This is a genomic window from Novosphingobium sp., assembly GCF_041915465.1.
GTDB lineage: Bacteria > Pseudomonadota > Alphaproteobacteria > Sphingomonadales > Sphingomonadaceae > Novosphingobium.
Genome location: NZ_JAYSBK010000107.1, coordinates 1 through 10,246, shown reverse-complemented (window position 1 = coordinate 10,246; position 10,246 = coordinate 1). Strand labels below are relative to the sequence as shown.

The following is a 10,246-nucleotide window of genomic DNA, read 5'->3' as shown; positions in this document are numbered from 1 at the left end:
ACGTAGCACTGACGCCCCCCTCTATACTCCGGACTCAACGCCGGTTGTCAGGGGCGCAGTTTAGATGGCGGGCCCTTGATGTCAATCGGATTGACAATAATTGCACACAATCCGGGCTGGGTGTTTTACCCTATGGCACGCGCACGAAGTTACACACGACTTTCCGGCTAGACCTGAAGCATTCAGGCAAATCTTTGCAAACAAGGGAAAATGGCGGACTTGGCCGTGCGAACGAACATCCACGCAATCGCCCGTTCGCACGTCGGCCCGGCGCTCGAACCTGTTCGGGCGCAGCGCGAATTGCGCCGCCAATCCGCCGTCGCGCGCACCCTCGGTTCGAGCTTTGTCGGCAATATCCTGGCCTCCGCCGCGCGGCAAATCGGCCAAGCGCCGCGCCTTTGCGCCCTGATCGAGGCCTGGCCCGGCGATCTTGCCGCTGCCGCCGTCGCGATGCGGCTCAACGCCGGCCTGCATGCGCTGGCCCAGCAAGGCGGCATGCCCGACCTGACCGCGCTGTATCGCAATCGCGCGGGCAATTTCGATGCGGCCATAAGCAGCGCCTTTGCGCTGTGCGAGGGTGAGCTGATCACCTGGATGGCCCATCCGACCCAGACCAACGAAGTCGGCCGGGCGGGCGCGCTGATGGCCGCACTGATGACATTGCAGCAAACACGGCAGCTGCCAGTCGAGCTGCTGGAACTGGGTGCCAGCGCCGGGCTCAACCTCAACCTGGGGCATTACCGGTACGAACTCGCCGGACGGACCTGCGGTCAGATCGCTTCGCCGGTCTGCATTGCGCCGGAGTGGCGCGGCGCGGCTGCCGCCGTCGCGCCGGTAGAGGTAGCTTCGGCTCGCGGGGTCGATTTGCATCCACTTCGCCTGTCTGACGCCGACACGCGCGAGCGGCTGATGGCCTTTGTCTGGGCCGATCAGGACTGCCGGGCCGAGCGTCTGGCCGCCGCCATCCAGCTGGCCCGCCTGCATGTCCCGGCGCTGGATGAAGGCCGCGCCGCGCCGTGGCTTGAACATCAGCTCGCAAGCCCGCAGCGCGACGGCACGTGGCGTGTCGTGTTCCATTCGATGTTCATGCAATACCTCGGCGATGACGAACGCCGCGCCGTCATGACCCGGATCCTGCAAGCCGGCGCGCGGGCCCAGCCGGACCGCCCCTTCGCCTGGATCGCGCTCGAATGGCGCGCCGATCGCAGCGCGGTCGAACTGCGGCTGACCGAATGGAGTGGCAGCGGCGAAGCGGCGGGACGCAGCCGTGTCCTGGCCCTGTGCCACCCCTATGGCGATTGGATCGCATGGCAGGACCAACCTTTCGCGGGCCGGTGATCCAAAGGGAAAAGTGACCGAAATCCTCGCAGTTCCACCTACTTGGCCACTACGACGATAGTCAGCTCCGGCCGGTAGGGCGCTTCCTCGAGTTACACCGAGGGGGTACCATGAAGATCTGGAAGTTCCTGTTTGCCACTGCCACCATTGCCATCGCATCGCCCGCGCTCGCCGCATCGGGAGATAGCGGGGCCGCACCTGCCGCGGATCAAGACGCAGCGCCCGCAAAGGCAAGCGCCAAGGCCTTCAGCACCGGCGTCGCCAAGGGACGCGACCTGCTCGACACGGCGATTTCGGCCAGTTCGATCGACGAACAGGATATCCTGAACCTGGGTACCCCGGCGGTCGTCGGGATCATTGGCAACATTCCGGGCTTCCGTGCCGAATCCTCGGGCACCGACGGTTTTTCGGCGGTTTCCGTGCGCGGCCTGCCTCTGGCGGCCGACGGCACCAAGTTCGTGCAGATCCAGGAAGACGGCCTGCCCGTGCTCGAATTCGGCGACATCCATTTTGCCAGCGTCGACCAGTTCGTGCGTCCTGACCTGGGCCTGTCGCAGATCCAGGCGATTCGCGGCGGTTCTGCCTCGACCTTTGCGTCCAATTCGCCGGGCGGGGTGATCAACTTCATTTCCAAGACCGGCGAGGAAACCGGCGGTGCGGTGATGGTCACGGCCGGGCTCGACCACGACCTCAAGCGCCTGGATTTCGACTATGGCGCGCAGCTCGGCGGCGGCTGGCGCTTCCATGTCGGCGGCTTCTACCGCGAAGGCGAAGGCCCGCGCGCGGTCGGTTACACCGCCTTCAAGGGCGGCCAGGTGAAGCTTAACGTCACGCGCCAGTTCGACAACGGCTATATCCGATTCAACGCCAAGTACCTCGACGATCGCCAGCCGAATTACGCGCTGGCCCCGGTGATGATCACCGGCACCAACGATGCGCCCGTCTATGCCAATGTCCCGGGCTTCGATCCGGTTCACGATTCCCTGGCGAGCCAGTACACCACGTCGCTCCCCGGATTTGACCAGAACAATCGCCTGACCACCAACGACGCGCGCAACGGCAATCGCGGCGTGGTCAAGTCGCTCGGCGCCGAAGCGCAGTTCGACATCGCTGGCTGGACCGTCAGCGAGAAGTTCCGGTACGCCGCCATTTCCGGCGAATACAATGAAGCGATGCCGCTGATCCTTGGTCCGTCGGCCCTGATCGGCATGGTCGTCGCGGGTCCGGGCGCCACCTTCAGCTATGCCAGTGGCCCCAATGCCGGGCAGGTCATTACCAACCCGGCCACGCTCAATGGCAACGGCCTGCTGTCCTACACGCTGAACATGAACGCCAGGCTCAACGACATGGGCAATGTCACCAACGACCTGCGCCTCAGCCGGGTCTGGGAGTTGGGCGAAGGCAAACTGACCACCACGGCCGGGGTCTATTACTCGTCGCAGAACATCGACATGTACTGGAACTTTGCCTCCGTCGTGCAGGACGTGGTCGGCGGCGGCAATTCGGCGCTGGTCGATGTCTATACCGCAGGCGGCACGCCCATGACGCAGGACGGCGTCTATGCCTATGGCATCGGCATCGTTGCCCCGATCTCGAAGTACCACCTGCGCTATGACGCCAGCTTCCGCGTCACCGCGCCCTATGCCTCGCTCAACTACCAGATCGGCAAGTTCGCGCTTGGCGGCAGCGTGCGCTTTGACAACGGCCATGTCACCGGCCGCGTGTTTGGCGCGGATCTGGGCGGCGGTCGCAACGGCGATGCCGCGTTCGACTTTAGCGGTGACGGCGTAATCTCCGCCGCCGAGGCACGCGCCACGATCCTGCCGCTGAGCCAGCCGGGCAACGTCAACTACAAGTACGACTACGTGTCCTACTCGGTCGGCGTGAACTACCGCCTGGCCAACGAGGCTTCGGTCTTTGCCCGCTACAGCAAGGGCGGGCGCGCCGGGGCGGACCGCATCCTGTCCGTTCCCACGCTTGACCCGGCCAGCGGTGGCCTGACCGATCCCTCGGTTGCCTATGCCCCGGTCAAGCAGGCCGAAATCGGCTTCAAGTACCGCAAGCCCGGCCTGACCGTGTTCGTCACCGGCTTCTGGGCTTCGACGGTCGACAAGAACTACCAGATCGGCGCGGATGCGGGCGGTTCGGTGGTCGTGTTCCAGATCGACCGGACCTACGATGCCAAGGGCGTCGAGCTTGAAAGCATAATCGAGCACGGGCCGTTCAGCCTCTCGCTCGGTGCGACCTATGCCAAGTCGACGATCAAGCACGATGCGGCCAATCCGGCGATCGAGGGCAACCGTCCGCGCCACCAGCCGAGCCTGTTCTTCTCGGCCCGGCCGCAGTTCGATTCCGGCCCGGTCACGCTTGGCGCCACGATCAACGGGACGACCAGCAGCTATGCGCAGGACGTCAACCTGCTCAAGCAGCCGGGTTACGTCGTCGTCAGCCCGTTCATCCAGTTCCGCCCGGCCGAACGGGTCGAGCTTTCGCTCAATGCCTGGAACGTGTTCGACAAGCTGGGCGTCGTGCAGGTTTCGGCCGCCGCGGTGCCGGCTGGCGGGTTGAGCAACGCCCAGGTGATCAATGGGCGCACACTCACCGCGTCGCTCCGCTTCAACTTCTGAACCCGGCCGGGCTCCCGGCGCGCCGCGCGGCGTGCCGGGAGCCCGATAGACCAGATTAGGAATCGCTCATCATGTTCAATTCCATGGACATTCCCCGCAAGCTGGGGCTATCGTTCGTCGCGATCAACATAACCGCCGCGATCATGATGCTGGTCTTCGGCATCAACATCGCGATGATCGCCAACACGACCGAGCAGAACAACTTCAATAGCGCGGTCCACACCGATGCGATCGCGCTGGAGACGGCGATCCTGCGCCAGAACAGCCAGCTGCGCGGCTATCTGGTGACTGGCGATCAAAGCTATCTCAAATCCTATTACGAAGGTCGCGACGAATACGATCGCACCTCCGCCGATCTTGAAAAGCGGCTGAGCGATCCGGCCGAGCGCGCCCTGGTCGTGAAATCGCGCGAGGCAACGCTGGCCTGGCGCAAGAACTGGGGCGACAAGTATGTCGCGGTCGTCAAGGCCGGCGGCCGCGAACAGGCGCAGGAAGCGATCCGCGCGGCGGGCAAGGCGGTGCTGGTAAGCGATGCAGTGCTGCCACTGCGCGACTTGCGCGATAACCAACAGGCGCAGCTGACCGCCAATTCCGAGCGTCAGAGCATGGCAATCACCGCCGCCTGGGTAGCCCTGGCGATTGGCGCGATCTTGCTGATCGGCCTCGCCGCCTCGCTGGCCCGCGCGCTGTCGCGCTCGATTGCCGAGCCGATTACCGCCCTGACCCGCGCAATGACCGAACTCGCCGGCGGTCATCACGATGTGAGCGTGCCCGAAACCGATCGCGGGGACGAACTGGGCGACATGGCCCGGGCCGTGCTTGTGTTCCGCGATGCGGCGCAGGAACGGGTCGTCGCGGTGGCCGAACGCGAAGCGGCAATGCGCGAAGTCGGAGCGAGGCTTCACGACGTCGCCAAGGCCGATCTCAGCGTGCGCCTGTCGGGCCTGCCCGAAGCATTCGAGGGGCTGGCCAGTGACTTCAACGAAGCCCTTGCCAACCTCTGCGGAGCGATGGGCACGGTTCAGGGCAGCATTGAATCGATCAACACCAATTCGACCGAGATCCGCCAGGCGACCGCCGAACTTTCGCATCGCAGCGAGCAGCAGGCGGCCAACCTGCAGGCTTCGGTCCACGCCATGTCCGAAATCACCCGCAAGGTCGGCGAAAGCGCGACCATTGCTTCGGATGCGAACCGCGCCATGACCGAGGCGCGCGGCGAGGCCGAACAGGGGGGCGCGGTCGTCAGCAAGGCGATCGAGGCGATGCAGGGCGTCGAAAAGGCGAGCGGCGAGATCGCCGAGATCATTGCCGTGATTGACGGGATCGCATTCCAGACCAACCTGCTCGCGCTCAATGCCGGGGTCGAGGCCGCCCGCGCCGGGGAAGCCGGCAAGGGCTTTGCCGTGGTCGCATCGGAAGTGCGCGCGCTTGCCCAGCGGGCCGCCGAAGCCGCCAGCGACGTGAAATCGCGGATCCATTCGGCCACCGAGCACGTGCGCTCGGGCGTCGAACTGGTCAACGAAACCGGCTCTGCACTAAAGCGGATCATCGGCCGGGTCGGCTCGGTCAGTCAGGCGATCGAGGCGATTGCCGACGCCGCCAGCCAGCAGTCGGAGGGTCTGACCCAGGTCAATGCGGCGATCAACTCGATGGACGTGATGACCCAGCAGAACGCCGCGATGGTGGAAGAAACCACCGCCGCCACCCAGGCGCTTGCGAAGGAAGCCGAACAGCTGTCCGAAGCCTTTGCCAGCTTCAGGATCGGGCAGCCGCAGACCCGGCGCGACAGCTGGCTCCGCCCGGCCGAACCCTTGCGCTTCACGGCCAGGGCCGCGCCGCGCAGGCCCGCCCCGCCGCCCGTGTCGGCTGCCCCCGTCACCGGACCCGCGACCACTCATTCCAGCGGGAACCTTGCGCTCAAGGATGACGATTGGTCCGAGTTCTGATCTGGCCAATTGCCTGGGGCGCCGTCACACCGCGTAAGCGCGCATGAAGGTGGCGACGGCGCCTTCCAGATCGGCGCGCACCGCCTCGCCGGACGGGCGGCCACAGACGCCCAGGATGTGCTGCTGGTAACAGCCGCTCTGGCACAGGGCGAGGAACTGCTGCGCCGCCCGCTGCGGATCGTCCTCGCGCAGTTGCCCGCTTGCCATCTGCTGCGCGATCCATTCGGAGGTGCGCGCCTGTCCGCGACGGATCCCGCGCTCGAACAGGGTCCGCCCGAGTTCGGGCGAGCGCCCGGCTTCGCCCGTAACCAGCCGGTGCATGGCCACGATTTCCGGGCGCAGGATCGTGCGCATCAGCGATTCGCCCAGCGCCAGCAAGGTTTGCGCCGGATCGCCATCGGGGGGCAACGGCAGGCGCAGCGCCTCGCCATAGCGCTCGACCAGGTCGTCGATCACGGCGGCAAAGAGATCCTCCTTGTTGCGGAAATAGCTCCACAGCGTGGTCTTCGAACCGCCGATTGCCGCGGCAATGCTGGACATCGTAGTCTGGCCATAGCCACCGCGCAAAAACGCCTTGCGCGCCGTCGCGACAATCGCACGGCGGCGCAGATCCTGCCTCGTTGGAACCTCACCCTTGGCCATATTGACCGTACTATCCAGTATCATTGCGGTTGACAAGCCGCGCGGCCCGACGCAATGAACAATACCATGCAGTACACTTCCCTGCTCTCTCGCACCGCCGCGCTTTTCGTCATCGGCAGCACTCTCGCAAGCTGCGCTTCGGTCCCGGCGGATATCCCGCTGTCCGGTCCGCGCAGCATTGCGCGCTTTGATGTCCCGACCGATCTCAACAGCGCGGGGGCTCAGGCCATTTCCGACACCTGGTGGACCGCCTATGGCGATCCCGGCCTCAACGCGCTGATCGACAAGGCGCTGGCCGGATCGCCCGACCTTGCCATCGCCGCCGCCCGGATCAAGGCGGCAGACGGCCAGGCCCGTCAGGCCGGAGCCGCCACCCTGCCCTCGGCCGCGATCGAAGGTTCGGCGGGCGGAACCAAGCAGAGCTACAACATGGGCTTCCCCGAACAGTTCGTGCCACACGGCGTGCTGGATCGGGGCGACCTGGCGGCAACGCTGGGCTTCAACCTCGACCTGTGGGGGCGTGACCGCGCTGCCCTCGCCGCCGCGCGCAGCGAGGCTGAGGCCGCAAGGGTCGATGCGGCACAGGCCCGGCTGATGCTGACCAGCGCCGTCGCGCTTGCCTGGGGCAACCTGGCCGAGCTTTACGCCCAGCGCGATGTGGCAGTCCACACCGCACTGGTCCTGTCCCAGACCGAAGAGCTTACCGCCCAGCGCCAGCGGGCCGGGATCGACGGCATGGCCGAACTGCAAACCGCACGCTCGCGCCATGCAACTGCGCGCCAGAACCTTGCCGCGATCGACGAATCGATCGCGCTCGTCCGCAATCAGATTGCCGCGCTGGCGGGGGAAGGCCCCGGCTATGGTGCCCGCCTGCCCCAGCCTGCGATCGACTTTGGCCGGGCAAGCTCTGTTCCCACCAGCCTGCTGGCCAGCCTGATCGGCGGCCGCCCCGATCTGCTCTCCGCGCTGCTCAGGGCCGATGCCGCGGCCAAACGGGTCAAGGTCGCGCGGGCCGGGTTCTACCCCAACATCAATCTTGCCGCCGTGGTCGGCCTGCAATCGCTGGGCCTTGGCCAGTTGTTCGACAGCGGATCGACCTATGCCAGTTTCGGCCCGGCGATCAGCCTGCCGATCTTTCAGGGCGGGCAACTGCGGGGCCGCTATGACGTGGCCTGGGCCGCCTATGACGAGGCCGTCGCGCGGTATGAGCAGATCCTCGTGACCGCGCTGCACGAAGTGGCCGACGCGCTCGATTCCAAGCGCGCGCTGGCAGGGCGGCTTGCCGCGGCCCGCGCCGCCGATGATGCGGCCAGCGAAGCCGCGCGGATGGTGCAGCTGCGCTATACGCAAGGCATCGCGAACCAGCTCCAGTTGCTCGCCGCGCAGGATGCCGCTCTCGCCGCGCACCGCAGCGTCGTCGAACTCGAAGCCCGCGGCTACCTGCTCGACGTGATGCTGGCGCGCGCCCTTGGCGGCGGGTTCGATCCCGCCAGCACCGCCAAGCTCTGACTCCCCTCCCCGATAGATCCGAGAACACCCCCGCCATGACCGCTGACGCTGCCGCCCCCATCACCCCGGAAACTTCGGAAGAAAACCCTCTGCTCGACAAGCGTCGCAAGGCGCTGCGCATTTTCATGGGCGCCGTCGCCGTGATCGCGATCGGCTGGGGCATCTGGTATTTCGTGACGCAGGCGGGGCGGGTGCATACCGACAACGCCTATGTCGGTGCCGATACCGCCGTGGTCACCCCCCAGATCACCGCAACGGTGAAGGAAGTGCGGGTGGGCAGCACGCAGCAGGTCAAGCAGGGCGACGTGCTGGTCGTGCTGGACGATGCCGACGCGCGGATCGAACTGGCCAATGCCGAGGCGGCCTTGCAGCAGGCCCAGCAGCGCTTCCGCCAGGCCCAGGCCGCGACCACCGCGTCCGGCGCGCGGGTCGATGCGCGCGGCGCCGACGTCGCCCAGGCGCGCGCCCGGCTCGGGATGGCCCAGGCCGATTTCAACAAGGCCAAGGACGCATGGCAGCGCCGTTCCGCGCTGGCCGCAACCGGTGCGGTTTCCGCCGAAGAGCTCTCGCAGGCCCGCGCCGCCCATGATTCCGCGCAGGCCGCGCTGGGCCAGGCGCAGGCCGCGCTGGCCGCGGCCGAAGCGACGCGATCTTCCGCTGATGCGGACCTTGCCGGCAGCGCGGCGCTCACCGCCGGGCTGAGCGAAGGCACTGCACCCGATGTGGTCGCCGCCCAGGCCCGCGTTGCCCAGGCCCAGCTCAATCTTGAGCGCACCGTGATCCGCGCCCCCATCAGCGGCATCGTCACCAACCGGACGGTCCAGGTCGGCCAGCGCATCGCGGCGGGCACCCCGATCATGACGCTGGTTCCGCTCGACGCCGTGTTCGTCGATGCCAATTTCAAGGAAAGCCAGCTGCGCAAGGTGAAGCCCGGCCAGCCAGTGGAGCTGACTTCGGACTTCTATGGCAGCGACGTGGTGTTCAAGGGTACCGTCGTGGGCTTCGCCGGCGGCACCGGCGCGGCCTTTGCCCTGATCCCTGCGCAGAACGCGACCGGCAACTGGGTCAAGGTGGTGCAGCGCCTGCCCGTGCGTATCCGGCTCGACCCTGCGCAGCTAAAGGATCACCCGCTGCGCGTCGGCCTGACGATGGATGCCGTGATCGACACGCGCGGCAACTGAACCGGGCCATGACCGACGCCGAGATCAATCCGCTGACCGGTTTGCGGTTGTGGCTGGCCGCCGTTGGCCTGGCGCTGGCGAACTTTATCGTCATCCTCGACACGACGATCACCAACGTATCGGTCCCGCATATCGCGGGGGGTCTGGCCGTCTCGCCCTCGCAGGGCACCTGGACGATCACGTCATACGCCGTGGCCGAAGCGATCACCGTGCCGCTGACCGGCTGGCTTGCCGCGCGGTTCGGCACCTATCGCAGCCTGCTGTTCTCGCTCTCGGGCTTTGCGCTGTTCTCGGTGCTCTGCGGGATCGCCCGGACAATCGAACTGCTGGTGGTGCTGCGCGTGTTCCAGGGCTTTGCCGGCGGCCCGCTGATGCCGCTGACGCAGACCCTGATGCTGCGGATCTTCCCGCGCGAAAAGATGGCCACCGCGAATGCCCTGTGGGGCGTGACCACCATTTCCGCGCCGATCATCGGCCCGCTGGTGGGCGGCTATATCTCGGACAACTGGTCGTGGCCGTGGATCTTCTACATCAACCTGCCGATCACCGCGCTGTGCCTGGGCATCGTGATCAACCTAGTGGCCCGCTATGAAACCCCGATCCTGCGCGCGCGGATCGATGCGGTGGGGCTGTTCCTGCTCGTGATCTTCGTCGGCTGCTTCCAGCTGGTGCTTGACCTTGGGCGCGAATATGACTGGTTCAATTCGGGCATGATCACGGGTCTGTTCATCGCCTCGATGATCGGATTCGGCCTGTTCCTGATCTGGGAACTGACCGAGCAGCACCCCGTGGTCGATTTGCGCGTGCTGCGCCACAAGACCTTATGGGTCGGCACGATCGCGATGGCGCTCGGGTTCGGCGGCATGATGTCGATGGTCGTGCTCATCCCGCTGTGGCTGCAATCGGTGATCGGCTATTCGGCCAGCGAGAGCGGCCACGTGATGGCCTTCATCGGGGTTTTTGCGGTGCTGGTCGCCCCCCTCGCCAGCAAGGTGATGGAAAA

General features: G+C 66.2%; 7 protein-coding genes. 6 read left to right on the top strand and 1 reads right to left on the bottom strand.

Going from position 1 to position 10,246, the window contains the following annotated elements; all coding sequences use genetic code 11:
• Positions 1 to 225 precede the first annotated feature (225 nt).
• The 3 genes from ACE3SN_RS14390 (at position 226) to ACE3SN_RS14380 (ending at position 5,911) form a co-directional block, all read left to right on the top strand.
• On the top strand, positions 226 to 1,338 hold the full coding sequence (locus ACE3SN_RS14390; protein ID WP_374531154.1) for a DUF2332 domain-containing protein: 1,113 nt from the start codon (positions 226 to 228) through the stop codon (positions 1,336 to 1,338).
• Positions 1,339 to 1,448: 110 nt separating this feature from the next.
• Positions 1,449 to 3,965: a TonB-dependent receptor domain-containing protein gene (locus ACE3SN_RS14385; protein ID WP_374531152.1), complete on the top strand. Its 2,517-nt coding sequence runs from the start codon at positions 1,449 to 1,451 to the stop codon at positions 3,963 to 3,965.
• Between the two features lie 71 nt (positions 3,966 to 4,036).
• Positions 4,037 to 5,911 (top strand): methyl-accepting chemotaxis protein, encoded by a 1,875-nt coding sequence (locus ACE3SN_RS14380; RefSeq protein ID WP_374531150.1) that lies wholly within the window; start codon positions 4,037 to 4,039, stop codon positions 5,909 to 5,911.
• Between the two features lie 24 nt (positions 5,912 to 5,935).
• On the opposite strand, the gene ACE3SN_RS14375 is transcribed toward ACE3SN_RS14380, so the two are convergent.
• Positions 5,936 to 6,577, bottom strand: coding sequence for a TetR/AcrR family transcriptional regulator (locus tag ACE3SN_RS14375; RefSeq protein ID WP_374531148.1), 642 nt, complete (start codon positions 6,575 to 6,577; stop codon positions 5,936 to 5,938).
• 30 nt (positions 6,578 to 6,607) lie between these two features.
• Between ACE3SN_RS14375 and ACE3SN_RS14370 the strand changes: the two genes are divergently transcribed.
• The 3 genes from ACE3SN_RS14370 to ACE3SN_RS14360 form a co-directional block, all read left to right on the top strand.
• A complete protein-coding gene (locus tag ACE3SN_RS14370) occupies positions 6,608 to 8,062 on the top strand; it encodes an efflux transporter outer membrane subunit (RefSeq protein WP_374531146.1) in 1,455 nt (484 codons plus the stop codon).
• A 35-nt stretch (positions 8,063 to 8,097) separates the two neighbouring features.
• A complete protein-coding gene (locus ACE3SN_RS14365; RefSeq protein WP_374531144.1) occupies positions 8,098 to 9,243 on the top strand; it encodes an efflux RND transporter periplasmic adaptor subunit in 1,146 nt (381 codons plus the stop codon).
• Between the two features lie 8 nt (positions 9,244 to 9,251).
• Positions 9,252 to 10,246 (top strand): DHA2 family efflux MFS transporter permease subunit (locus tag ACE3SN_RS14360; protein ID WP_374531142.1); only part of this gene is annotated, 995 nt, incomplete at its 3' end.

What these genes read in the sequence shown, in the direction of transcription:
- ACE3SN_RS14385 (WP_374531152.1), top strand. Translation starts at nt 1,449, where the DNA reads ATGAAGATCTGGAAGTTCCTGTTTGCCACTGCCACCATTGCCATCGCA.
- ACE3SN_RS14380 (WP_374531150.1), top strand. Translation starts at nt 4,037, where the DNA reads ATGTTCAATTCCATGGACATTCCCCGCAAGCTGGGGCTATCGTTCGTC.
- ACE3SN_RS14375 (WP_374531148.1), bottom strand. Translation starts at nt 6,577, where the DNA reads ATGATACTGGATAGTACGGTCAATATGGCCAAGGGTGAGGTTCCAACG.
- ACE3SN_RS14370 (WP_374531146.1), top strand. Translation starts at nt 6,608, where the DNA reads ATGAACAATACCATGCAGTACACTTCCCTGCTCTCTCGCACCGCCGCG.
- ACE3SN_RS14365 (WP_374531144.1), top strand. Translation starts at nt 8,098, where the DNA reads ATGACCGCTGACGCTGCCGCCCCCATCACCCCGGAAACTTCGGAAGAA.